Source organism: Streptomyces sp. NPDC056883 (genome assembly GCF_042788835.1).
Taxonomy (GTDB): domain Bacteria; phylum Actinomycetota; class Actinomycetes; order Streptomycetales; family Streptomycetaceae; genus Streptomyces; species Streptomyces stoeckheimensis.
On sequence record NZ_JBHUBS010000029.1, the window covers coordinates 38,725 to 61,584 of the forward strand.

Below are 22,860 nucleotides of genomic sequence, written 5' to 3' on the forward strand. Positions count from 1 at the left end.
CCCTCAGTGACACTGTGTAGTTGTGAGCGGTTACCGGTTACCGGTTACAGCCCCTGCGGACGCCGCTTCGGGGCCCCTGGGTGGGGGCGAGGGCGGTGTCTGGGGCCTGTAACCGGTAACCGGTAACCGTGCGGCTGGTCGCCTAGCGTGACGTGCCGACGTTGCTGACGGTGGTGTTGGCCGTGTTGAAGACCGATTCGAGGGTGCCTCGGATCTCGTCGCTGAATGGCGTGTAGGGCAGGAAGATCCCGGAGACGATCAGCATGATGCAGATCGCCATCTGCTTTCCCTTGGTCTTCTTGAAGGTGAAGAACAGAGCCCAGCAGAACAGCGCGAGAGCGAAGAACTGGAGCGTCATTTCATGCACCCTTCTCGAAGGTGAATCCCTTGTTGTTCGCGGAGACGGCAGCGCTGGAACCGGAGGAACTGGCGGGCGTGGAGAGCTTCTTGTAGGCGAAGAGGCCGCCGCCGCCGACGAGCGCCACCCACAGCCAGGGGCTGGCGGTGATGGAGTCGCCGGCCTCGGTGGTGGTCTCCTGCTTCTTGGGGGCCGCACCGCCGAGGGTCGGGGCCGTGCAGGAGGCGATCCTGGAGACGTCGTAGGAGGAGGCCTTGGCCACGGCCGCCGCCCGGACCTTCATGCACTCCAGGTAGACGGCCATCTCCCGCTCGTAGAGGGTCTTGGCCGCGGCTTCTTCGGTCTGGGCCCGCTGCTTGTCGGCCTCGACCTCGACCAGGGCGTTCGCGGCGTTCTCCTGGGCCCGCGCACGGTCCTGGGCGGCCTGGTCGCTCTGCATGCTGGTGACGGCCACGACCGTTCCGCACACGGCGAGGACGGCGATCGTGCCGCACACGGCGAGAGCGGCGGTGTTGCGGCGGACCCCGCCGAGCTTGACGGAGAACTTGGACGACGTGCTGGGCTTCTCAGCGGTCTCGGGGTTCATGCGGGTGAACTCCTCGTCCCAGTCGATTCCGGGCATGGCGGGGTTCCTCCTTCCAGTGCTGTGTGGGTGCGGTCGGTGAAGCCCGTCCCCGGTAAGCCGGGGGCGGTTCAGGCGGCGTGTCATCGGAGTAGGCGCAGGGGACGCACATGCCGAGCGAGGCCGGGATGACGTACCCGGCATCGGCCCGGCAGGTGGGGCAGGTCCGGCGGGCCGCGTTCGCCTTCGCCAGAGCCGCGGCCTTGGCCGGCGTCATCGGCCGGACCGGGCGGGCCAGCTCTATCCGGTAGAGGAAGGCAACGAGCGGCCCGCGCCGGTAGCGGGGCCGCTCCACCTGGGCAACGACGTCCTGTCCGCCCGGGCGAAGGCCCGCGGCCCGCAACTGCCTTCGCGTGGCCAGGCCGTCGGGGGCCAGGCGCCAGGTGTAGACGGGGAGGGCGGTCATCGGGGGCTCTCTTCCTGGGCCATGAGGGTGGCCCAGGCGCCGCGGATGCGTGCTTCGCCGCCGGTGAATCCGGACTCGCGGAACGCGGTGACGGTCTGCCGGTAGGACAGCGGCGGGTCGGCGGAGTAGCGCAGGAACCGCAGGACGACCACGATCTGCTCGTCGGTCAGGGCCTCCCCGATCAGCGGGGTGGAGACTCCGGCGATGGCGGCGACCTCGTCGAGCGTCACGGGCGTGACGGCAGGCGTGACGCCCTCCCCGCCCAGACCGGTCAGTGGGGCGTTGACCTGCGTGTCTTCCCCGTCACGCCCACCCGTGACGGCCACCTCCCCGAGGCCGGGTTCGGGTGCCGGGGGGAGGGCGGGAGTCACGGCCGCCGTAACGGCGTCACGGCCACCCGTGACGGATCCGGCGGGGGGCGTGACGGTGATCGCGAACATGTCGCCGAGGGCGACGTCCGCGCCGGTGGCGATCCGCTCCCGCTGGACGTCCAGCAGCCGCGCTCCGAGCGTGACGTCTGTGGTGCCGACCTTTCGGGCCAGGCGCCACGACGTCCGGTCCGACCGCTCCCGGATCTTCGCGTCGGGGTGGTTGGCGGCGCGGGCGCGGTGGTAGGCCAGGGCCTGGACCACGGTCGCCGCCCGGGCTTCCGCCTCAGCGTCACGGCCGTCGACGTGAACCACGATCCGGCGGGCCAGGAAGGCCATCCCCTCCGCCGAGACCGACATGCCCAGCGGGGTGATCGCGTAGATGATCGTGCGGGGCCCGTCCGGGGCGGCGACGGCGGACATGACCGACGCGGCGGCCGGCAGCGCCCACAGCCCGGCGCGGACCACCGCGGGGGAGGACTGCCCCAGCATCGTCAGCCCCAGCAACACGAGCGCCAGGACAGCGGTCGCACCTTCGCCCGCGGCGACCGCGCCGAGGGCGGTGCCGGAGTTGTAGGCGCCCTTGATGTTGGAGTAGGTGCCGTAGCCGCCGGCCGCGCCCGTGGCGAGCATCGGGGCGAACGCGATGGCGAGGACGAACTTCTGGGCTCCCGTCAGCGGGCGGCCGGTCACCGGTCTCCCCCGTCCTTCACGTCCTTGTACAGGGCGTAGGTGACGGGTTCTTCGGCGGTCCGGATGCGGATCGCGTCCGCGGCCAGCTGCGGGTCCCGGCTGACGGTCCGATTCGCCCTGAGGGTGATCCGCACGGCGAGCGCCCGGCGCTCCAGCAGCCTGTAGTAGAGCCGCTCGTCCGCCTGCGCGATCGAGGGCAGCGGCAGGTCCAGTGCATCCACGATCGCGTCCAGCAGGTCGACGTGGGTCGATTCGGTGCGCTCGTTCATGCCGCGTCCCCCGAGACCTGCGTACCGGCGGCGCGGTTGGCCGCGTCCCGACGGGCGGTCAGCACCCGGTTGTGGGCCCGGCGGATCCGGCGGCCGTCGAACTCCGACGCCGGCCGGTACAGCAGGACGATCAGCGCATCCAGCAACTCGACCTCGGCCAGGATCACGGGCATCTCAGCCTCGACGGCCGTCAGTTCCGCGTCGGTCGGCTCCAGGCCGTCCGACCACGGGGTAACGCGGTTCTGAAGTGCAGCGATGGACTTCATGGGTCTTGCTCCTTCTACAGAGGAACGGGACTCAGCAGCCCCCGGCGCGGACACGCCGGGGGCTGCACTGCGTTGCGGGTGGAGCGGACGTAGTCGGCTCCCTGCGACCCCGTCCGTTCAACGCCGGAGCGGTAGACGGGCGGAGGAGGCAACCGGCCGCAGCGCAAGGCCGCGGCGGTAGATCGTTCGATGTCTCTTTCGGGGGCGGACTGCCGGTTAGGAACAGCTCGCAATCCCCGTGGTAGGCAGAGACCTGCCGTCCGGACTGACAAGGGATCGGCCGCCTCTCGGCGGACGACTGTCCGGCATCCCTCCCCCCGTCCAACGCGGGGCCCCTGGCCATACATGCGCCTGAGCGCCGTGTAAGGCGGTCCAGGCAGGTGCGCACTGGAACCCTTGCGGGTCATCTGGTGCGCACCAAAAGAATGGCATCTGGTGCGCACCAGATGCAAGCCCTTGGTTCGTTCGGGGCTTGCCGTGTTGTTCCGGTGTGACTTCAGGAAACGGCCTAGGCGGGGGGTCTCGGTAGCCAACAGGGGTTAACCTCAAGGGTGTTAACCCGCTCCCATCTGCGGTGATTCGCTTAAGCCCTCGCAGGTGGCACGGCCATCGGAGGCGATGCACGTGGGCAAGGGATTACGAGACGTTCGTACGGCGCGGGGATGGTCGCAGGAGCGGCTGATCTTCGAGATCGAGCGCTACGCGCGGCAGCACATGGTGAACGTCGCCTCCAGTGCGAGTCTGAAGACCTACGTGTCGGAGTGGGAGAACGGCCGGCGGGCCATCACGGAGCGATACGCCGTGATCCTCCGGCCGCTGCTCGGGGTCACGGACGCCGAGTTGGGCGGGGAGCGTGCACACGCGGCCCCCCAGCAAGCTGACGGCTACGAGGACCTGTTGAGTCGGATCGACTCGGCGCGGAGCGTCAGCGACTCCATGGTGAGCACCTTCATGGACCAGACCGAGCTACTGCGGACCATGGACCGGCAGATGGGTGCATCCGGCCTGGTGGACCAGATGGGCGGACATCTGGCGAGGATGGAGGAGGCGCTCACCTTCGCCGTCCTGCCGGGAACGCGTCGCCCCATCGCGACGGCATTGGCCGGGGCAGCGACATTGGCGGCTTGGCAGGCGCTGGACGCCGGTTCCGTGGAGCGCGCCTGGCGGCACTACGAACTGGCGAAACGGGCCGCGCAGGATGCGGACGCGCCCCAGTACTTGGCTCACGCCATGGGCGAGCAGGCATACGTCCTGGGTGATGCTGGCCGACCCGAGATGGCGGTGGAGCTGATTCGCGACGCGCAGCGTACGCATGCGGAGCGGCAGTCACCACGCCTTCGGGCATGGCTGAGCGCGGCTGAAGCTGAACTGTGCGCCGCTGCCGGCATGCACGACGGTTCCAGGGACGCGCTCGACCGGGCGGCGGCCTCACTGCCGGAAGGTGCGGATGCCCGCGACCCGGACATGCTGAGCATCTTCCTGAACGCTGACCACCTGGCGCGCTGGCGGGGAAACGTACTGGCACTCTTGGGCGACAGCTCGGCCATGGACGACCTCTACGTATCGCTCCAGACAACGGACCCTACGTTCGTCCGTGCCAAGGCAGGTCTGCACAGCGACCTGACGCAGGCGCACCTTGCCCGCGGCGAGTTCGACGAGGCCCGCTCGAACCTTCAGCAGGCGCGCCTGCTGGCGAACCGCACGGGGTCCGTGCGGCATCGCCGGCGTGTGGAGCTGCTTACGGGGCGGCTGTAGCCCGCGACGCGAGGACGTGAAGGAGGGCGACAAGGGTTCCTGACCCCATGAGCTTCCCTTCGGCCATGAGGGTGGGGATGTCCGCCAGGGGTACCCAGGCGATCGTCCCGGCCTCCTCGATGTCTGTGGGTTCGCCCACCTTCACCGCACCCCGTGCCACGAAGATCTCGTGCGGTGAGTCGACCATGCCGATCATTGGTTGGTACGTCACGACGTGCTCGACGTTCGTCGGGCGCCAGCCGGTCTCTTCCTCGGTCTCCCGAGCCGCTGTGGCCGCCGCGTCTTCGCCGTCGTCCACGATCCCGCCGGGAAGTTCCCAGCCCCACTGCTGCGGGACGAAGCGATAGCGCCACAGCATCAGTACGCGCTGCTGCTCGTCGATCACAGCCGTGATCGCCACATGGTGGAGGCGCACCACGTGGTGCTCGAACCGCTCGACCCCGGGCGGCTCGACGTCGACGAGGTCGAGGTTCACCCACTGGTTCTCGTAGACCGTCCTGCTGCCATGGATCGTCCATGGCTCCAGCTCTGCCGGCGTGGTGACGGTTTCACCACCCACGACTCGGTACGAACTGCGGTCGTACGCCCTGATGAGCCGCTCGCTCGCCAGTCGCGCGAGTACCTGGCGGAGGGCGGTACGGCCGATCTCTAGCTCAGCGCTCATGGTCCGCTCGGAGGGAAGTTTCTCGCCGGGGCTGTACTTGCCCGACTCGATCCAAGACCGGATCGTCTGGTAGACCCTCGTCGACTTCGGTCCCATCCTCAGAGCACTCTCCCCATTCGTCGGCTGGTGACGACCAGCGTAGTCGGGGGGAATCGCGGAGGGCTCAGCCATGCTCATCTCTCTCCTGATCTGACGTGAGGGCATCGCAAGGTCGGCACCTCCGAGAGTGCCCAGGGCGGGTGACGGACATGCGAAATGATCGTGGTCGTGGCCAACCTCTGGCCAGCAGGAGCCCCGAGGGTAGGCGACGGAGCCAAAGGCCCCAGGTGAGGGAGGAGGTGAGTTTCGCCAAGCGATCAGTCTTGAAGGCCTTCGCGGTTGGCGTTGATTAAGAGTTTCCCCGCTGCATCAAGCACCCGGCTGCGCTCCGCTCCGCCGGGCGGGCTTCCCGGCTCCGCTCGGGGCGACGCTCCTGCCTTCGGCCCGCTCCGCCCCCGCTGAGCCGACGCCCGCCCCTGCAAGACGGGATAGGCCCAAAGGCATGAGGCAGTCCCCATACGGGCCCGCGGTGCCATTACTCACCGACATGCCTCCGGCGGGGGCCTCCGGCTCCGGGATGCGGGGGCGCCATGGGCGGGTGCCGGCCCGTGGAGGGTTGAGGTTGGGGGGTGACTTGCTGGTGGCTCTAGCAACGGCCTGAGGAAGAATTCGCTCGCGTGGCATCAGTTTCGATTATTTGGTGGCCGAGAATCTTCAGCCTCGCGTACCTTGGGATGGGTGCAAGTCCTGGAGGGTTGGATGCTGCTTCGTTCATTCCGGAGAAGTTCGAGCATGGAGAATCTTTTCTCCGAGTATGTAATCAACGCGCTAGAGACGGAGGGCAATCCCGACGTCAGTGAGGAGCGGGTTGCCGAATTCGCCAAAGGTGCCGTTGAGTCATTCGCCGACACCTTCGGAGTGAAGGTCGCGGAGCGGGTTATCCGTAACAGGCGGGCGTTCAGTGTCAACCGTAGGATGAGTGCAGGTTTCGATAGAAAGCTGAAGCGTCATTGGGGTAAGGCGTTCAGTCTATTTATCATGACGCAGGCGTGTTGCAAAGAAGCGGGCGAGAAGGTCCTGAAGAAGCCGACAGGTGCTTTGGATGAGAATCGGCGAGCCAGCCTTCAGGCCTTGGTCGAGATTCACGCCAAGGCTTGCCGCGTGACAGGCGAGGTGCTCGCTCTACTCGCCAGCGGCTTCCCTGAAGGAGCCTTGGCGCGCTGTCGGACGCTTCACGAGTTTGCTGTGACCGCTAGCGTGATCGGCTCGTGTGCGGGCGACCCTATCCATGGAGATTTGGGCCTGAGGTTCTTGGATCACGGGATCGTCGCCCAGCTGCGAAATGCCAAGCAGTACCAAGAAGACTATGTCGCCCTCAAGGTAATCCCCCTAGAGGACGGCCTTCTGGATCGCCTTGAGCAGCGTTATCGCGAGATGCTCATCAAGCATGGTGCCGACTTCAGTCGCGATTATGGGTGGGCTAAGAAGTATTGCCCTAATGATAATTTCCGCGCCCTTGAGGATAGGGCGGGAATGGCCCACATGAGGGGTTATTATCAGTGGGCGAGCAACGAGGTGCATTCGGGGGCCAGGGGTATTGACCTGAATGTGCATGAATTTAGAGGTGTGCGCATCCTGCGTATTGGGAAAACCGACGCGGGTTTCGCCGAGCCGGCTTCTATGGCGATCAATTCTCTATATCAGGTAACTGCTTCGTTGGTCATTCAGGGATTTGGTGATTCGGACCTCGTTGATCTCGTTACGGTGAAATCACTTGACACTCTGCGACGTAAGGTGTCCGAGGAATTCGCTGACGCAGAATTCAAGATTCGCGAGAAATAGAGGGAGTTCAGTAGGGGCTCCTAGCCGGGTGGGGCGCCCCTGGTGGCTCGTGCCCCCTCGTGCAGTACAGCAGCGGCGTACCGCAACCACAGCAACCACACCTGATCGTCAACGACTCGGCGAGGCCTTGAAGCGGCCGGTATGACCGTCGCTGACCGGTCTGGCTAGAGCTACGTTACAGAAGGACATCGTCAGACGATGCGGCCGGCGCCGTGGGTGCCGTTGCCGCGGGTGCGTTCTAGGTGCAGCAGTGAATGGCGGGCTGGAGGAAGACCCCACGCCTAGCTGACGGGTCGAGAGGCTTGCCATTTAGCGCATTCAGTAATTCTATTTTCTTTCACAGCTCGAACTCGTTCCTGAATCTCTTCACTCTCGGCCAGGTTCGGCGGGAGGAGGGTCTGGCTGGTCGGACACGCCTCGACGATCTGCTCCACAGTGAGATTCTCGCTTTTCTTCATGTCGGCGTAATGTAGATTCGCACCTCTGAAGCGAACACCCGACAGGTTTGCCCAGAGATACATGTGAGAAAGGTTCGAATTATCAAACTTCGCCTTTCTCAAGTCGGTTCCCTTGAATAGGGTCAAATTCATGAGATCCGTCTGAGATAGTTCAATCTCCACTACTTTTCCATCGTCTGCGGCGACATTGCGACCGGCAATAACCGAGAGTGCGCCAGAAACATCGGGATCGGGCGGATTTAGCGGGTTGCGAGGAGTCTTTGGGATCGGCGCGTGCACTCGAATGAAAGCGACGAGAAGGTTCACAATGTCCGGCTGTTCTTCCGGTGCCTCCTCTGCGATTTGCCGCAACGCATGGATGCCCCCGAGGCGCACATCCTGGGCGTCAGAGCCAAGGTGGTCCACCGCGTCATTCATTCTGTCGGCAATGTTCTTGCTGCGGGTCTCGCTCAATTCTTCGATGTCATGCTGAAGTGGGATCACTGCCGAAAATAGACCGATCCCAGATGCGGCAATCCCGCCGATGATGGGGCCGATGATTTCCCAAACCGACCGCCCATCATTATCTCTCTGGCTTCCGGCATTCTCCATGCCCCCAGGGACGCACGAAACCTTGCGTCTGGTCCAATCTAATTGGGCTGAATGGGGGTAGTTGCGACCCGCAGGCGGGTGGCCCTTCAACGGTCTGTGCGCTTCTCGGAGGAAGGCAAAAGGCGACTGCTGACATTACGCCGCTGGGCGGCAACGAAATGGGCAAGACCGGAGAACAGCGACCAGCGAACCTGCGACGACGTTGTGACTGTCGGCAGAGGATGCTGCCGGAGCCTACGGAGTAGATGTCACCACCTGCAGGCCAGGCTGCAGCGCTCACGGCCCATCTGTGGACTGTGGGACACGGCAAGTCGGCTTTTGGTACTTGGCCTGCGAAAAAGTAAGAGATGCACGGGGCCTCCGGAGCCGTGGGTGGATTGCCTGCTCCACCAGCGGCCACAGTCGCCCGCACCGGCCGCCTCTGGGTGTGGATCCCCGGACGCGCCGTCGGCCGGACCGTGCGCTCGGCGTGCCGCACTGGCGCTGACACGGCACGCTAGGGGCGTGTCGGACCAGACGGAAATCATCGTGCATCCGGTGTCCCCGAAGGGGGGCCGGAAGGTCACCGTTCATGCGCTCGGCGTGGACGTGGACCTCGGTCGTGCGCAGACGCCGAAGGACGTTGCCGAGTTTCTGCGCCGCGCCGGCCTAGAGGACGTGGACCTGAGCGAGGACGGGCCGATCACCTGGCAGGGCGGCGGCCCCGAAGTCTGGAAGCGCCCCGACGCCTGAGGGCAAGGGGCGGCCCTGGGGAGCCAATCAGGGAGCCACCCCAGGCAGCACAACCCGGATCTGCCTGGACTGTCATGGACGGTGGGGAGCCAGAACCCTTGGGATGCGCGGGGTGCGCGGCGCCGGTTCCTGAGGCGGCTCTTGTCTCCGACTTAAGAAGGTTCTAAGAGGTACTCCCGGAGCATTTGGGAGGCTTTGCCGTATGCAGCGGATTCTGGTGGTGGACGACGAGCCCGAGGTGCGGGCCGCCGTCGAGGACGGGCTCGCCGTCGAGGGGTACGAGGTGCGCGGTGCGGCCGACGGGCTGGCCGCGCTGTCCGAGGTGGCCCTCTGGCAGCCGGACGCGGTGGTCCTCGACGTGATGATGCCGGTGATGGACGGGCTCGCCGTGTGCCGGCAACTGCGCGCGGTGGGCGACCGTACGCCCGTGCTCGTCCTCACGGCCCTGGACGCGGTGAGCGACCGCGTCGACGGGCTGGAGGCGGGCGCCGACGACTACCTGGTCAAACCGTTCGCGCTCGACGAGCTAGTGGCCCGGGTACGGGCCCTCCTGCGGCGGGCCGCCCCCGACGATCCGGCCGGGGGACGGGCGCTCCTCGGGTACGGGGACCTCGTGCTCGACCCCGCCACCCGCACCGGGCGGCGCGGGGAGCGGCCGCTGGAGTTCAGCCGCACCGAGTCGGCGCTGCTCGAACTGCTCCTGCGCCACCCCGGGCAGGTGCTGCCGCGCGAGCTCGTCCTGGAACTGGTGTGGGGCCGGGACTTCGGGCCGGACTCCAACTCCCTGGCCGTCTACGTCGGCTACCTGCGCCGCAAGCTGGAGGCCGGCGGCGAGCCCCGGCTCGTGCACACCGTGCACGGGGTCGGCTACCGGCTGGACGCCGCGTGAGCGGGCGGCGGCTCGGAGCACGGTGGAGGCGCAGGCGGCCGCTGCGGACCCGGCTGGCGCTCGCCGTCACGGCGGCGGTGGCCCTCGTCGCGCTCGGCGTGTGCGCGGCGGCCTTCCTCGTCGTGCGCGGGGCGCTGTACCGGCAGCTCGACCTCAGCCTGACCCAGTCCGCCCGCCTCGCCGCCCAGCGCAACCCGGACTCCGGGCCCGGGACCCTGTCCGGGGAGTGCCGGTTCCGGGCGGCGCCCGCCTGCGCCGAGGTGGTGCCGGCGGATCCGGGGCGCGACCCCCGTGCGCCGTACCTGCTGCCGGTGGACCCGGCCGCGCGGGAGGTGGCCGCCGGCACGCGGGCCCCGTACTACACCGCCATCGTGCACGCCGGGCATCCGGCGCGGATGCTGACCACCGACTACGGCAAGGGCCGGGCCCTTCAGGTCGCGCTGCGGGCGGACACCGTGCAGGACGGCATCGCGCAGGCCGCGTGGTGGCTGGCGCTGACCGCGGCGGTGGGCGTGCTGACGGCCGCGCTGCTCGGCTACTGGGTGGCGCGGACCGGGCTGGCGCCCGTCACCCGGCTCACCGCCACCGCCGAACGGATCGCCGCCACCAGGGACCCGAGGCACCGGATCGAACTGCCGCCCCCGGGGCGCGGCCGCGAGGACGAGGTCACCCGGCTGGCGGGGAGCTTCAACACCATGCTGGGAGAGCTGGAACAGTCCGTCACCGCCCAGCGCAGGCTCGTCGCGGACGCCTCGCACGAGCTGCGGACCCCGCTGACGGCGCTGCGGACCAACGCGGAGCTGCTCGCGCGCGGGGACCGGCTGACGGCGGAGCAGCGGGAACGGGCCTCGCTGGCGCTCGGGCGGCAGCTGCGGGAGGTGACCGGGCTGGTCAACGACCTGATCGAGCTGGCCCGCGACGAGGAACCGCAGCTGCTGGTGGAACAGGTGCGGCTGGCTCCGCTGGTGGAGTACTGCGTCGGGGCCGCGCGGGCGCACTGGCCCGGGGTGGCGTTCCGGGTGCGGGGGCCGTCGCCGGAGGAGGCCGTGGTGGTGGCGGGGGTGCCGGCGCGGCTCAGCCGGCTGCTGGGGAACCTGCTGGACAACGCGGCGAAGTTCAGCCCGGCGGGGGCGGAGGTGGAGGTCGGCCTGGTGGTGCGGGGGGACGGTGACGGTGGGGCGGAGGTGACCGTACGGGATCACGGGCCGGGGATCGCGGAGGGGGATCTGCCGTACGTCTTCGACCGGTTCTACCGGGCGGGGGCGGCGCGGGCCCTGCCGGGGTCTGGGCTGGGGCTGGCGATGGCTCGGCAGATTGCGCGGGCGCACGAGGCGGAGCTGGTGGCCGAAGCCGCCCCGGGCGGGGGTGCGCTGTTCCGGCTGACCTTCGCAGCCCGGGGCTGAGTGGGTGGGGGCTGCCCTGCGGGGCGCTGCCCTGCGGGGCGCTGCCCTGCGGGGCGGAGTCCCCTACCCGCCCTTCCACCGTTCCCCGGGCTGCGCCCGGACCCCCCTGGGGCTCCGCCCCAGACCCCGGTCCTCAAACGCCGGACGGGCTGGGTCGTGGTGCCGGTGGGAGGGGCGCCTCGGTCGTGGCGATGTGGGGGAGGGCGTACGGGTGGTGGGTGCGTAGCCAGGTGATCAGGCGTTCGCGGACCGCGCAGCGGACGGTCCAGACGGCGTCGCCGTCCTTCGCCGTGACCACCGCGCGGACCAGGATGGTGTGCGGGGTGGTGTCCGTGACGGCCAGGGAGCCGGTGCGGCCGTCCCATTCCGGGATGGTTTTCAGGATCTGCTGGAGCTGTTCGCGCATCAGGTCCACCGGGGCGCTGTGGTCCAGGTGCCAGAACACGGTGCCCGTCATCTGCGCGCCACCGCGCGACCAGTTCTCGTAGGGCTTGCTCGTGAAGTACGCGACCGGCATCGTGATCCGGCGCTCGTCCCAGGTGCGGACGGTGAGGTAGGTGAGGGTGATCTCCTCGACCGTGCCCCACTCCTTGTCCACCACCACCGTGTCGCCGATCCGGACGGTGTCGCCGAAGGCGATCTGGAGTCCGGCGAAGAGGTTGCCGAGGGCGGCCTGCGCCGCGATGCCCGCCACGATGCCGAGTACGCCCGCCGAGGCCAGCATCGAGGTGCCGACCGTCCGCATCTCGGGGAAGGTGAGGAGCATCGCGCCGAGGGCCACCACGATCACCACCGCCGTGACCACCCGCTGGATCAGCGTGACCTGGGTGCGGACCCGGCGGACCCTGGCCTGGTCGGAGGCGTCGGCCGCGTAGCGGGCGTACGTGGAGTCCACGATCGCCGTCGTGATGCGGATCAGCAGCCACGCGGCCGCGGCGATCAGGATCAGGGTCAGCACGTGCCCGGGGCCGTCCGCGCGCCGGCGCACCGCCTGCAGCAGGGAGGCGGCCAGGACCACCAGGAAGGGCGGGCGGCAGCGGCGCAGCAGTCCCCACAGCGGGGTTTCGCTGTGCCGGGCGTCGGCGCGGCGGAGCAGCCGGTCCAGCAGCCAGCCCGCGAGCAGGGTGACGGCCAGGGTGCCGGCGACGGCCGCGATCGGGCGCAGGAGGGAGTCCGTGTCCATGCAGGTCAACGTAACCGGAGGGGGTCGCTCGAAACTGGCACGATGGGGGCATGAACATCATGCTTTTCCATTCGACCTACGGGCTGCGGCCCGCCGTGCGGGAGGCGGCCGACCGGCTGCGCGCGGCCGGGCACCAGGTCCAGGTGCCGGACCTCTTCGAAGGACGCACCTTCGAGACCGTCGAGGAGGGCATGGCCCACCGGGACGAGATCGGCCGTGACGAGCTGCTCAAGCGGGCGGTACTGGCCTCGGCTCCCTACTCCGACCAGGGCCTGGTCTACGCCGGCTTCTCCTTCGGCGGCTCGATCGCACAGCACCTGGCGCTCGCCGACGAGAAGGCGCGCGGGCTGCTGCTCCTGCACGGGACGGCCGACCTGGAGGAGGGTGCCTACGTCGACGAGCTGCCGGTGCAGCTGCACATCGCCGATCCGGACCCCTTCGAGCCGCACGACTGGCTGACGGCCTGGTACCTGCGGATGCGCAAGGCCGGGGCGGACGTGGAGGTCCACGGCTATCCGGGGGCCGGGCACCTGTTCACCGACCCGGGGCTGGACGACTACGACGCCGAGGCCGCGGAGCAGGCCTGGGCGGTCGCCCTCGCCTTCCTCGACGGTCTGCAGAGCGAGTAGGTAGGGCGAGCAGGCAGGGCGAGTAGAGCGCGAAGAAGGGGCCCCGCTCGCGGGGCCCCTTCGTCATGCGTGCGTCAGGACGCCGGCAGGCGTCAGGCGCGGTACGCCGTCCACATGCTCTTCATGCGGGTCACCTGGCCCGCGGTGAACTGGTACATGCACGAGTCGTACGTGTAGTCCATGAAGTTGTGGATCGGGTCGACGCCCGCCTTGCTGGTGCAGGTGTCACGACCGGTCGGGCACTCGAAGGCCGCGCTCTTCTCGGCCGGGGTGTCCGAAACGGAGTCGCCCGAGCCGTTACAGCCGCCCTGGAAGGTGTGGTACAGGCCCATCCAGTGGCCGACCTCGTGGGTCGCGGTGTCGCCCTCGTTGTAGTTGGCGGCGGAGCCGCCCGGCAGCGAGGTGTCGAGGACGACCACGCCGTCCATCTTCGGCTGGGAGGCGTAGGAGCTGGGGAAGGTGGCCCAGCCCAGCAGCCCGCCGGAGAGGTTGGCGGTGTAGAAGTTGAGGGCGTTCGCACCCCCCTTGCGCAGGGTGTTCTTCATGGTCTTCTCGGCCGTGGAGCCGGAAGCCAGGTTGTACCAGCTCGCGTTGTCCGTGTAGTCGGTGCCCGCCAGGGTGAACTGGTAGGTGGTGTCGACGTTTCCGGTGCCCTGGCCGGCGTAGGCCGCGTTGAGGACCGCCAGCTGCTTGCTGATGTCGGTGGACGTCAGCTTTCCGGTGGTGCCGGAGTGGATGACGTGGAAGTACACGGGGATGCTCGTGACTGCCTCGGCGACGCGCAGGCTGCGCGGCTCCTTCGAGATCTTGTCCAGCTTCGCCTTGAGGTCGGAGTCCATGGACTTGGACTGCGCCTCGGTGACCTCGTTCGGCTCGGCCGCGTGCTGGTCCTTCGGGCGCGCCACACGGGCGTTGGCCGCAGCGCCGGACGCGTCCTCGGCGCACACCTCGGCGCCGGTCTTGGCGGCCGCGACCGTGGTGGGGGCGGCGAGCGGGGTGAAGGCCAGGGTGCCCGTGAGTACGGCGGCACCCATCAGGCGGCGGCGAAGAAGGGGGGATATGCGGGCAAGAGCGCGCACGTGTGCTCCTCGCGAGTGGGGGGTTGAGCGGGAGGGATCTCCTCAGCTGGCGGGAATCTTACGTGCGCATGTCATAAACAGGTCAAGTGGTCTACGTAAAAGATTTGTTGCTTCTGATGACGAAGGGGCGCCTGGTCTACGCCAAGCGCCCCTCCGGACGGGAAAATCTGGCGGAGTGTCAGCGCACCGGCTGGTCCGCCCGCTCGACCTTCTGCGTCCCGTTCAGCGTGCGGTACGAGCGCGCCCAGGCGGCCGTGGCGTCCTGGCGCCGCTTGTCCGAGACCACGTAGTAGTCCATCTGGGAACGCTCGGCCGTCACGTCCAGCACGCCGTAGCCGTGGGCGTCCATGTCCAGCCACTTCACGTGTCGGTTGGCGGCCTTGATGGCTGTTTCCGCGATCAGCGAGACCGTGTCGGCCGGCACGTGCAGCAGGTCGTCGATGTTGTCGGAGGTCACCGACGTCACCACGAACTCCACGCCCGCGGACCGCGACCACGGGTAGGTGGCCGCCGTCACCGGGACGTCGTTCGCCCAGGCCATGTGGATGTCACCGGTCAGGAAGACGGTGTTGCGGACGGAACGGTCCGTCAGGTGACCCAGCAGCTCCCGGCGGTCGTCCGTGTACCCGTCCCACTGGTCCACGTTGATCGCGAGGCCGCCCGCGGGCAGGCCGAGCAGCTCGGTGAGGGGCCCCAGCAGGTGCGCCGGCAGTGAGCCGAAGGCCACCGGCGAGATCATCACCGAGGTGCCCACCAGCTTCCAGGTGGCCTGCGAGCCGGCCAGTCCGGCCTTCAGCCAGTCCAGCTGGCCGCGCCCGGTGATGGTGCGCGCCGGATCGTCCACTGCCCCGCTGCCGATGCCCGCCTGCTGCGAACGGAAGGTCCGCAGGTCCAGCAGGTGCAGGTCGGCGAGGGTGCCGAACTGCAGCCGGCGGTAGACGGTGCCCTCGGTGGAGGTGCGGACCGGCATCCACTCGAAGTACGCCTGCCGGGCGGCGGCCGCGCGGGCCGCGAAGGAGCCCTCGGTGGCGGGGTCGTGGTTCTCGGCACCTCCGGACCAGGTGTCGTTGGCGATCTCGTGGTCGTCCCAGATCGCGATGACCGGGTGGGCCTGGTGCAGGGCCTGCAGGTCGGGGTCGGTCTTGTACTTCCCGTGCCGGGTGCGGTAGTCGGCCAGGGTGAGGATCTCGTGCAGCGGCTCGTGCTGCCGTACGACGTACTTCGCCTCGGGGTAGCCGCCGCTCTTGTACTCGTAGATGTAGTCGCCCAGGTGCAGTACGGCGTCCAGATCGGCCCGCGCGGCCAGGTGGCGGTACGCGGAGAAGTAGCCGGACTCCCAGTTGGCGCAGGAGACCACGCCGAAGCGGACCCCGGCGGGCGCGGTGGTGGCGGCCGGGGTGGTGCGGGTGCGCCCGGCCGGGGAGACGGTGGCGCCGGCCGTGAACCGGTACCAGTAGGCCGTCTGCGGCCGCAGGCCCCGTACATCGGCCTTGACGGTGTGGTCGGAGGCGGCGCTCGCGGTGACGGTGCCGCTCGCGACGATCCGGGAGAAGGCCTTGTCCTCGGCGACCTCCCAGCCCACCGCGACGGCGGGGCCCGCGCCGGAGCCCGGCAGGGCATCGGCGGTCGGGGTGACGCGGGTCCACAGCAGGACCCCGTCGGGGAGCGGGTCGCCCGAGGCGACGCCGTGCAGGAAGGAGGGGACGTCTTCGCCGGTGGCGGCGTGGGCTGCTTCGGCGCCCAGCGCGGCGATCGGGACGAGTGCCGCCGTGGCCGCCGCGGCCAGGACGACCGTACGGCGGCGGGGAGTCGGCACGGTCGCCGATTCCGGGGCGGAAGGGGAGAGTTGACTGGTCACGGATGATCATATTACCGACGGGTATTGGCTCCGGACCAGACCCGTGAAAGCAACGGACGGGCGAACTCTGGGAGTTCGCCCGTCCGTCGGGGTGCTGCGAGAGGGGGAGGGTCAGCCGGCGATGGCCTTGTCGATCGCCGCGGTGAACGCCTCGGGCGTCTGCGGCAGCGGGTCGATCTTGTTGCCGTTCATCTTCAGCGTCGGAGTGCCCTTCACGCCGCTCTTGTCGAAGGTCTTGGACATCTCCAGCGCCCACCGGTCGTAGGTGCCGTCCTCGACCGCCTTCTTGAACTCGGCGTTGCCCTTGAGCGTCGGAACCTGGTCCGCGACCGTCAGCAGGTAGGCGTCCTTGGCGAACTTGTCGTCCTTCTCCTCCGGGTGGTTCGCCGCGGAGTAGAGGGCCGTCTTGTACTCCAGGAACGCCTCGGGGCTGACGTTGAGGGCCGCGCCCAGCGCGCTCAGGGCGTTCTTCGAACCGCTGCCGGGGAAGCCGTTGTCCAGGAAGGTGGCGCCGACGTACTGGATCTTGTACTTGCCGGCGTCGAGGTCCGCCTTGAGCTGCGGGCCGACCGCCTGCTCGAAGCTGGCGCAGACCGGGCAGCGTGCGTCCTCGTACAGTTCCAGGGTCTTCTTGGCGTCGGCCTTTCCGATGACCACCGTCGTGCCGTTCTCGCCCGAGGTGTTCTTCGGCGCGACCAGGGGCGCGTCGGCGGCCTTCTCCCAGGCGCTCGGCTGGTTGGACTGGACGACGGCGTAACCGACGCCCCCGGCCAGGGCGAGGGCGGCCACGACGCCGCCCGCCACGAACACCTGCCGGCGGACCTTGGCCTTCTTGGCCTGCTGCTCGCGCTCGATGCGCAGCTTCTCGCGGGCCGCCGCCTTGTTCGCCTGGCTGTTGCGTGCGCTCATCGTTCTCTCCGTGGGGTGTGGCTCCGCGGTGGAGCCGGCTGGAAGGGGGGACTGTCCTCGTACGTCAGGCGCGAGCGAACGCGCCGCGTGCGCGAGGAGGTCCCCGCCGTCCCACGGAGTGCACGGGGAAGCGGGTACGGGCCACCGTGCTCCGCAGCACCGCGAGCGGGGAGCGGCGCACCGGAGCGAGGGCCCGCGCCGCGCGGGCCGAGGCCATCCGCAGCGGCCGGAAGGCGAACGCGGACGCCGCGCCCAGCAGCCGGCCGAGCGCCCGCTCCCCGCGGTGCAGCCACAGGGAGGCGAGCAGTCCGACCGATACGTGCGCGCCCAGCAGCAGCCAGGGGGCCCACGGTCCGGGTGCGGCCAGCAGCGCGGCCGGGTCGGCGGGTCCGCCCACCTCGGCCAGTGCCCCGCCCACCGGGCTGCCGCCGCAGAAGTCGGCGAGCCCGATGGCGCGCAGCGGACCCGAGACGGGACCGCCCGCGGGGCCGTAGCAGAGGTGCTGGCCGGAGGTCAGGACGGTGTCGGCGGCCAGCTCCAGCGGGACGAGCAGCCCGGCGATGTGACCGAGGCCCCGTTCGCGTCCGGCCAGCGCGAAGGCGATCGCGAACACGGCGGCGAAGGCCCCTCCCACCAGGGCGGGAGGCAGCGGCACCCGGGACAGCAGGACGTGCGAGCCGGTCGAGAGCAGCACGACGACCGCGCTGAACAGCGCGGCTCGCAGCCCTCGGAGACCCACCCCGGATATGTCCATCGTCGCGAGTGTGCCACGAGTCCCTGTGAGGACGGGCCCTAGGTCCCTGTCTAGGGCAGGATCCGGCCGTTGCGGAAGAGGTCCACGAAGATCTGGTGGTCGGCGCGGGCCCGGGCGCCGTAGGCGTGGGCGAAGTCCACCAGCAGGTCCGCGAAGCCCTCCTCGTCGGCGGCGATGGCCGCGTCGATGGCCCGCTCGGTGGAGAACGGGACCAGCGTCTGGCCGCTCTCCTGCTCGTCCGCGGCGCCGTGCATGGTCGCCGTGGCCCGGCCCAGGTCGGCGACCACGGCCGCGATCTCCTCCGGGTCGTCCAGGTCCGACCAGTCCAGGTCCACCGCGTACGGGGAGACCTCCGCCACGAGCTGTCCGGCCCCGTCCAGCTCGGTCCAGCCGAGCCACGGGTCGGCGTGCGCCTGCAGGGCCCGCTGGGAGATCACGGTGCGGTGCCCCTCGTGCAGGAAGTACTCGCGCACCGACCGGTCGGTGACGTGCCGGGACACGGCCGGCGTCTGCGCCTGCTTGAGGTAGATCACGACGTCGTTCTCCAGGGCGTCGCTGTGCCCCTCCAGCAGGATGTTGTACGAGGGAAGGCCCGCCGAGCCGATCCCGACGCCCCGGCGGCCCACCACGTCCTTGACCCGGTAGGAGTCCGGGCGGACCAGGGACTCGTCCGGCAGCGTCTCCAGGTACCCGTCGAAGGCGGCGAGCACCTTGTACCGGGTGGCGGCGTCCAGCTCGATGGTCCCCGGGCCGGGGGAGAAGCGGCGCTCGAACTCGCGGATCTCGGTCATCGAGTCGAGGAGCGAGAAGCGGGTGCGGCGGCGGGCGGCGCGCAGGGCCTCCAGCAGCGGGCCGTCGGCGGTGTCCAGGGTGAAGGCGGGCACCTCGTCGTTCTTGGCCCCGGTGGCCAGCGCGTGGATGCGCTCCCGGTAGGCGGCCGCGTAGATCCGTACCAGCTCGCTGATCTGGTCGTCGCTGAGCGCCTTGGTGTAGCCGAGCAGGGCGACGGAGGCGGAGAACCGCTTCAGGTCCCAGGTGAAGGGGCCGACGTAGGCCTCGTCGAAGTCGTTGACGTTGAAGACCAGCCGGCCCTGGGCGTTCATGTAGGTGCCGAAGTTCTCGGCGTGCAGATCGCCGTGGATCCACACCCGGCCGGTGCGCTCGTCCAGGTACGGGCCGCCGTGCCGCTCGTGCTCCAGGTCGGCGTAGAAGAGGCAGGCTGTGCCCCGGTAGAAGGCGAAGGCCGAGGCCGCCATCTTGCGGAACTTGACCCGGAAGGCCGCGGGGTCGGCGGTGATCAGCTCGCCGAAGGCGATGTCGAACACGTCGAGTATCTGCTCGGCGCGCTGCTCGTCGGTCGTCTCGGGAACCGCCATGGCGGGTGCCTCCTGGTGGCGCGGGGTGGATCGCATTTCGGACAGTTGTCCTTGGGTCTGCAACGGACGAAGGTACCCGTCGGTGCCCGTGTTCCGTCACCCGGTCTGTCACCGGCGCCCCGTAGGATTCATTGCTGCCGCCCCCTCTCTCCCGCCCGGAGGCCCCCACCGTGACCAAGACGCCGTTCACGCACCTGCACGTCCACACCCAGTACTCCCTGCTGGACGGTGCCGCGCGGCTGAAGGACATGTTCAACGCGTGCAACGAGATGGGCATGACGCACATCGCGATGTCCGACCACGGCAACCTGCACGGGGCGTATGACTTCTTCCACACCGCGAAGAAGGCCGGTGTGACGCCGATCATCGGCATCGAGGCGTACGTCGCCCCGGAGTCCCGGCGCAACAAGCGGCGCATCCAGTGGGGCCAGCCCCACCAGAAGCGCGACGACGTGTCCGGTTCGGGCGGTTACACCCACAAGACGATCTGGGCGGCGAACTCCACCGGGCTGCACAACCTCTTCCGGCTGTCCTCCGACGCGTACGCCGAGGGCTGGCTGACCAAGTGGCCGCGCATGGACAAGGAGACCATCTCCCAGTGGTCGGAAGGGCTGATCGCCTCCACGGGCTGCCCCTCCGGCGAGGTGCAGACCAGGCTGCGGCTCGGCCAGTTCGACGAGGCCGTGCAGGCCGCCTCCGACTACAAGGACATCTTCGGCGAGGGGCGCTACTTCCTGGAGCTGATGGACCACGGCATCGAGATCGAGCGTCGGGTCCGCGACGGGCTGCTGGAGATCGGCAAGAAGGTCGGCATCCCGCCGCTGGTGACGAACGACTCGCACTACACGTACGCGCACGAGGCCGGTGCCCACGACGCCCTGCTCTGCATCCAGACCGGCAAGAACCTCTCGGACCCGGACCGCTTCCGCTTCGACGGCACCGGCTACTACCTGAAGTCCACGGACGAGATGTACGCGGTCGACTCCTCGGACGCCTGGCAGGAGGGCTGTGCCAACACCCTCCTGGTGGCCCAGCAGATCGACACCGCCGGCATGTTCGAGGCCAAGAACCTCATGCCGAAGTTCGAGATCCCCGAAGACGGCTACACCGAGATCACCTGGTTCCGCGAGGAAGTGCGGCGCGGCATGGCCCGCCGCTACCCCGGGGGCGTCCCCGAGGACCGCCAGCGGCAGGCCGAGTACGAGCTGGACGTCATCATCCAGATGGGGTTCCCCGGCTACTTCCTCGTCGTCGCCGACTTCATCATGTGGGCCAAGAACCAGGGCATCGCGGTGGGCCCCGGCCGAGGCTCCGCCGCCGGTTCGATCGTCGCGTACGCCATGGGCATCACCGACCTCGACCCGATCACCCACGGCCTGATCTTCGAGCGGTTCCTCAACCCCGAGCGCGTCTCCATGCCCGATGTCGACATCGACTTCGACGAGCGCAGGCGCGTCGAAGTGATCCGGTACGTGACCGACAAGTACGGCGACGACAAGGTCGCCATGATCGGCACGTACGGAAAGATCAAGGCGAAGAACGCCATCAAGGACTCGGCCCGCGTCCTCGGCTACCCGTACGCCATGGGCGACCGGCTCACCAAGGCCATGCCCGCCGACGTCCTCGGCAAGGGCATCGACCTCAACGGCATCACCGACCCCTCGCACCCGCGCTACGGCGAGGCCGGCGAGATCCGCGGGATGTACGAGAACGAGCCGGACGTCAAGAAGGTCATCGACACCGCCCGCGGCGTCGAGGGCCTGGTCCGCCAGATGGGCGTGCACGCCGCCGGCGTGATCATGTCCAGCGAGCCGATCGTCGACCACGCCCCGATCTGGGTGCGGCACACCGACGGCGTCACCATCACGCAGTGGGACTACCCCCAGTGCGAGTCGCTCGGCCTGATCAAGATGGACTTCCTGGGCCTGCGCAACCTCACGATCATGGACGACGCCGTCAAGATGGTGAAGGCCAACAAGGGGATCGACCTCGATCTCCTCGGCCTGCCGCTCGACGACCCCAAGACCTTCGAACTGCTCGGCCGCGGCGACACGCTCGGCGTCTTCCAGTTCGACGGCGGGCCCATGCGCTCCCTGCTGCGCCTGATGAAGCCCGACAACTTCGAGGACATCTCCGCCGTCTCGGCCCTGTACCGGCCGGGCCCGATGGGCATGAACTCGCACACGAACTACGCCCTGCGCAAGAACAAGCAGCAGGAGATCACCCCGATCCACCCGGAGCTGGAGGAGCCGCTCAGGGAGATCCTCGGCGTCACCTACGGCCTGATCGTGTACCAGGAGCAGGTGCAGAAGGCCGCCCAGATCATCGCCGGGTACTCCCTCGGCGAGGCCGACATCCTGCGCCGCGTGATGGGCAAGAAGAAGCCCGAGGAACTGGCGAAGAACTTCGTCATCTTCGAGGCGGGCGCCAAGGAGAAGGGCTTCAGCGACCAGGCGATCAAGGCGCTGTGGGACGTGCTGGTCCCCTTCGCCGGCTACGCCTTCAACAAGGCCCACTCGGCCGCGTACGGCCTGGTCTCCTACTGGACCGCCTACCTCAAGGCCAATTTCCCGGCCGAGTACATGGCGGGCCTGCTCACCTCGGTCAAGGACGACAAGGACAAGTCCGCGATCTACCTGAACGAGTGCCGCCGGATGGGCATCAAGGTGCTCCCGCCGAACGTGAACGAGTCGGAGGCGAACTTCGCCGCCCAGGGCGACGACGTGATCCTCTTCGGCCTCACCGCCGTGCGCAACGTCGGCCAGAACGTCGTCGAGTCGATCATCAAGAGCAGGAAGGCCAAGGGGAAGTACTCCACCTTCCCCGACTTCCTGGACAAGGTCGAAGCCGTCGTCTGCAACAAGCGCACGGTCGAGTCCCTGATCAAGGCCGGCGCCTTCGACGAGATGGGCCACACCCGCAAGGGCCTGGTCGCCCACCACGAGCCGATGATCGACAACGTGGTCGCCGTCAAGCGCAAGGAGGCCGAGGGACAGTTCGACCTCTTCGGCGGAATGGGTGACGAGGGCGCGAGCGACGAGCCCGGCTTCGGTCTCGACGTGGAGTTCTCCGACGTCGAGTGGGAGAAGTCCTACCTGCTCGCCCAGGAGCGCGAGATGCTCGGTCTCTACGTCTCCGACCACCCGCTCTTCGGCCTGGAGCACGTGCTCTCCGACAAGACCGACGCGGGCATCTCCCAGCTCACCGGCGGCGAGCACTCCGACGGCGCCGTCGTCACCATCGGCGGCATCATCTCGGGCCTCCAGCGCAAGATGACCAAGCAGGGCAACGCCTGGGCCATCGCCACCGTCGAGGACCTGGCCGGCTCCATCGAATGCATGTTCTTCCCCGCGACCTACCAGCTCGTCTCCACCCAGCTGGTCGAGGACACCGTCGTCTTCGTCAAGGGCCGCCTGGACAAGCGCGAGGACGTCCCCCGGCTGGTCGCGATGGAGATGATGGTCCCCGACCTGTCCAACGCCGGCACCAACGCCCCCGTGATCCTCACCATCCCGACCGTCAAGGTCACCCCGCCGATGGTGACCCGGCTCGGCGAGATCCTGCGCCATCACCAGGGCAACAGCGAGGTGCGGATCAAGCTCCAGGGGCCGCGCACCACCACCGTGCTCCGGCTCGACAAGCACCGGGTCAAGCCCGACCCGGCGCTCTTCGGCGACCTCAAGGTGCTGCTCGGGCCGTCCTGCCTGGCCGGCTAGG

20 protein-coding genes and 1 pseudogene are annotated in these 22,860 nt (G+C 68.7%); 7 read left to right on the top strand and 14 right to left on the bottom strand.

The window, feature by feature from the left end; translation table 11 throughout:
• Positions 1–142 precede the first annotated feature (142 nt).
• The 6 genes and pseudogenes from ACFRU2_RS39345 to ACFRU2_RS39370 all read right to left on the bottom strand — a co-directional run bounded on the left by ACFRU2_RS39345 (position 143) and on the right by ACFRU2_RS39370 (position 2,982).
• On the bottom strand, positions 143–358 hold the full coding sequence (locus tag ACFRU2_RS39345) for a hypothetical protein (protein ID WP_382981111.1): 216 nt from the start codon (positions 356–358) through the stop codon (positions 143–145).
• Position 359: 1 nt separating this feature from the next.
• A complete protein-coding gene (locus tag ACFRU2_RS39350; RefSeq protein WP_382981112.1) occupies positions 360–980 on the bottom strand; it encodes a hypothetical protein in 621 nt (206 codons plus the stop codon).
• Between the two features lie 82 nt (positions 981–1,062).
• Positions 1,063–1,386: pseudogene (locus ACFRU2_RS39355) on the bottom strand (RRQRL motif-containing zinc-binding protein); the annotation flags it as partial.
• Positions 1,383–2,387 carry a hypothetical protein gene (locus tag ACFRU2_RS39360; RefSeq protein ID WP_382981144.1) on the bottom strand — a complete coding sequence of 335 codons (1,005 nt, stop codon included), beginning with the start codon at positions 2,385–2,387 and terminating at the stop codon, positions 1,383–1,385. The pseudogene ACFRU2_RS39355 and the gene ACFRU2_RS39360, both read right to left, overlap by 4 nt.
• A gap of 56 nt (positions 2,388–2,443) precedes the next feature.
• Positions 2,444–2,716, bottom strand: a complete 273-nt coding sequence (locus ACFRU2_RS39365; RefSeq protein ID WP_382981113.1) for a hypothetical protein — start codon at positions 2,714–2,716, stop codon at positions 2,444–2,446.
• Positions 2,713–2,982 carry a DUF6284 family protein gene (locus ACFRU2_RS39370; protein ID WP_382981115.1) on the bottom strand — a complete coding sequence of 90 codons (270 nt, stop codon included), beginning with the start codon at positions 2,980–2,982 and terminating at the stop codon, positions 2,713–2,715. Before ACFRU2_RS39370 ends, ACFRU2_RS39365 begins: the two co-directional genes overlap by 4 nt.
• Positions 2,983–3,606: 624 nt before the next feature.
• Between ACFRU2_RS39370 and ACFRU2_RS39375 the strand changes: the two genes are divergently transcribed.
• Positions 3,607–4,737: an XRE family transcriptional regulator gene (locus ACFRU2_RS39375; protein ID WP_382981116.1), complete on the top strand. Its 1,131-nt coding sequence runs from the start codon at positions 3,607–3,609 to the stop codon at positions 4,735–4,737.
• Here the strand turns inward: ACFRU2_RS39375 and ACFRU2_RS39380 are convergent.
• Positions 4,721–5,497 (bottom strand): NUDIX domain-containing protein, encoded by a 777-nt coding sequence (locus ACFRU2_RS39380; protein WP_382981146.1) that lies wholly within the window; start codon positions 5,495–5,497, stop codon positions 4,721–4,723. The genes ACFRU2_RS39375 and ACFRU2_RS39380 overlap by 17 nt on opposite strands.
• A gap of 735 nt (positions 5,498–6,232) precedes the next feature.
• Between ACFRU2_RS39380 and ACFRU2_RS39385 the strand changes: the two genes are divergently transcribed.
• On the top strand, positions 6,233–7,282 hold the full coding sequence (locus ACFRU2_RS39385) for a DUF5677 domain-containing protein (RefSeq protein ID WP_382981118.1): 1,050 nt from the start codon (positions 6,233–6,235) through the stop codon (positions 7,280–7,282).
• 281 nt (positions 7,283–7,563) lie between these two features.
• Here the strand turns inward: ACFRU2_RS39385 and ACFRU2_RS39390 are convergent, their stop codons facing one another.
• The gene (locus tag ACFRU2_RS39390) at positions 7,564–8,331 is read right to left on the bottom strand and encodes a pentapeptide repeat-containing protein (protein WP_382981120.1); all 768 of its coding nucleotides are present in this window, start codon (positions 8,329–8,331) and stop codon (positions 7,564–7,566) included.
• A 504-nt stretch (positions 8,332–8,835) separates the two neighbouring features.
• Between ACFRU2_RS39390 and ACFRU2_RS39395 the strand changes: the two genes are divergently transcribed.
• From ACFRU2_RS39395 to ACFRU2_RS39405, 3 genes are all read left to right on the top strand, one after another.
• On the top strand, positions 8,836–9,063 hold the full coding sequence (locus ACFRU2_RS39395; RefSeq protein WP_382981122.1) for a hypothetical protein: 228 nt from the start codon (positions 8,836–8,838) through the stop codon (positions 9,061–9,063).
• 202 nt (positions 9,064–9,265) lie between these two features.
• Positions 9,266–9,952: a response regulator transcription factor gene (locus ACFRU2_RS39400; protein WP_382981123.1), complete on the top strand. Its 687-nt coding sequence runs from the start codon at positions 9,266–9,268 to the stop codon at positions 9,950–9,952.
• Positions 9,949–11,355, top strand: coding sequence for a sensor histidine kinase (locus ACFRU2_RS39405; protein ID WP_382981125.1), 1,407 nt, complete (start codon positions 9,949–9,951; stop codon positions 11,353–11,355). Before ACFRU2_RS39400 ends, ACFRU2_RS39405 begins: the two co-directional genes overlap by 4 nt.
• Before the next feature lie 133 nt (positions 11,356–11,488).
• On the opposite strand, the gene ACFRU2_RS39410 is transcribed toward ACFRU2_RS39405, so the two are convergent.
• Entirely contained in the window at positions 11,489–12,538 is a 1,050-nt protein-coding gene (locus ACFRU2_RS39410; RefSeq protein WP_382981126.1) for a mechanosensitive ion channel family protein, read from the bottom strand.
• 50 nt (positions 12,539–12,588) lie between these two features.
• Here ACFRU2_RS39410 and ACFRU2_RS39415 point away from each other — a divergent pair, with 50 nt between their 5' ends.
• Positions 12,589–13,167, top strand: a complete 579-nt coding sequence (locus tag ACFRU2_RS39415; RefSeq protein WP_382981127.1) for a dienelactone hydrolase family protein — start codon at positions 12,589–12,591, stop codon at positions 13,165–13,167.
• A gap of 92 nt (positions 13,168–13,259) precedes the next feature.
• Here ACFRU2_RS39415 and ACFRU2_RS39420 read toward each other — a convergent pair whose 3' ends face one another.
• From ACFRU2_RS39420 to ACFRU2_RS39440, 5 genes are all read right to left on the bottom strand, one after another.
• The gene (locus ACFRU2_RS39420) at positions 13,260–14,201 is read right to left on the bottom strand and encodes a zinc metalloprotease (RefSeq protein ID WP_382981148.1); all 942 of its coding nucleotides are present in this window, start codon (positions 14,199–14,201) and stop codon (positions 13,260–13,262) included.
• A gap of 223 nt (positions 14,202–14,424) precedes the next feature.
• Entirely contained in the window at positions 14,425–16,104 is a 1,680-nt protein-coding gene (locus ACFRU2_RS39425; protein ID WP_382981128.1) for an alkaline phosphatase D family protein, read from the bottom strand.
• Between the two features lie 111 nt (positions 16,105–16,215).
• Positions 16,216–17,013: a DsbA family protein gene (locus tag ACFRU2_RS39430; RefSeq protein WP_382981129.1), complete on the bottom strand. Its 798-nt coding sequence runs from the start codon at positions 17,011–17,013 to the stop codon at positions 16,216–16,218.
• A gap of 64 nt (positions 17,014–17,077) precedes the next feature.
• The gene (locus ACFRU2_RS39435; protein ID WP_382981131.1) at positions 17,078–17,767 is read right to left on the bottom strand and encodes a hypothetical protein; all 690 of its coding nucleotides are present in this window, start codon (positions 17,765–17,767) and stop codon (positions 17,078–17,080) included.
• 50 nt (positions 17,768–17,817) lie between these two features.
• Positions 17,818–19,143 (bottom strand): DUF2252 domain-containing protein, encoded by a 1,326-nt coding sequence (locus ACFRU2_RS39440; protein WP_382981149.1) that lies wholly within the window; start codon positions 19,141–19,143, stop codon positions 17,818–17,820.
• 170 nt (positions 19,144–19,313) lie between these two features.
• Between ACFRU2_RS39440 and dnaE the strand changes: the two genes are divergently transcribed.
• Positions 19,314–22,859: a DNA polymerase III subunit alpha gene (gene dnaE, locus ACFRU2_RS39445; protein WP_382981133.1), complete on the top strand. Its 3,546-nt coding sequence runs from the start codon at positions 19,314–19,316 to the stop codon at positions 22,857–22,859.
• The last annotated feature ends 1 nt before the right edge of the window (position 22,860 follow it).

Excerpts from the sequence above, each read along its gene's own strand:
- ACFRU2_RS39400 (WP_382981123.1), top strand. The coding sequence starts at position 9,266 with ATGCAGCGGATTCTGGTGGTGGACGACGAGCCCGAGGTGCGGGCCGCC.
- ACFRU2_RS39365 (WP_382981113.1), bottom strand. The coding sequence starts at position 2,716 with ATGAACGAGCGCACCGAATCGACCCACGTCGACCTGCTGGACGCGATC.
- ACFRU2_RS39410 (WP_382981126.1), bottom strand. The coding sequence starts at position 12,538 with ATGGACACGGACTCCCTCCTGCGCCCGATCGCGGCCGTCGCCGGCACC.
- ACFRU2_RS39430 (WP_382981129.1), bottom strand. The coding sequence starts at position 17,013 with ATGAGCGCACGCAACAGCCAGGCGAACAAGGCGGCGGCCCGCGAGAAG.
- ACFRU2_RS39350 (WP_382981112.1), bottom strand. The coding sequence starts at position 980 with ATGCCCGGAATCGACTGGGACGAGGAGTTCACCCGCATGAACCCCGAG.
- ACFRU2_RS39420 (WP_382981148.1), bottom strand. The coding sequence starts at position 14,201 with ATGGGTGCCGCCGTACTCACGGGCACCCTGGCCTTCACCCCGCTCGCC.
- ACFRU2_RS39440 (WP_382981149.1), bottom strand. The coding sequence starts at position 19,143 with ATGGCGGTTCCCGAGACGACCGACGAGCAGCGCGCCGAGCAGATACTC.
- ACFRU2_RS39385 (WP_382981118.1), top strand. The coding sequence starts at position 6,233 with ATGGAGAATCTTTTCTCCGAGTATGTAATCAACGCGCTAGAGACGGAG.
- ACFRU2_RS39370 (WP_382981115.1), bottom strand. The coding sequence starts at position 2,982 with ATGAAGTCCATCGCTGCACTTCAGAACCGCGTTACCCCGTGGTCGGAC.
- ACFRU2_RS39380 (WP_382981146.1), bottom strand. The coding sequence starts at position 5,497 with ATGGGACCGAAGTCGACGAGGGTCTACCAGACGATCCGGTCTTGGATC.
- ACFRU2_RS39360 (WP_382981144.1), bottom strand. The coding sequence starts at position 2,387 with ATGCTCGCCACGGGCGCGGCCGGCGGCTACGGCACCTACTCCAACATC.
- ACFRU2_RS39345 (WP_382981111.1), bottom strand. The coding sequence starts at position 358 with ATGACGCTCCAGTTCTTCGCTCTCGCGCTGTTCTGCTGGGCTCTGTTC.
- ACFRU2_RS39415 (WP_382981127.1), top strand. The coding sequence starts at position 12,589 with ATGAACATCATGCTTTTCCATTCGACCTACGGGCTGCGGCCCGCCGTG.
- ACFRU2_RS39390 (WP_382981120.1), bottom strand. The coding sequence starts at position 8,331 with ATGGAGAATGCCGGAAGCCAGAGAGATAATGATGGGCGGTCGGTTTGG.
- ACFRU2_RS39435 (WP_382981131.1), bottom strand. The coding sequence starts at position 17,767 with ATGGACATATCCGGGGTGGGTCTCCGAGGGCTGCGAGCCGCGCTGTTC.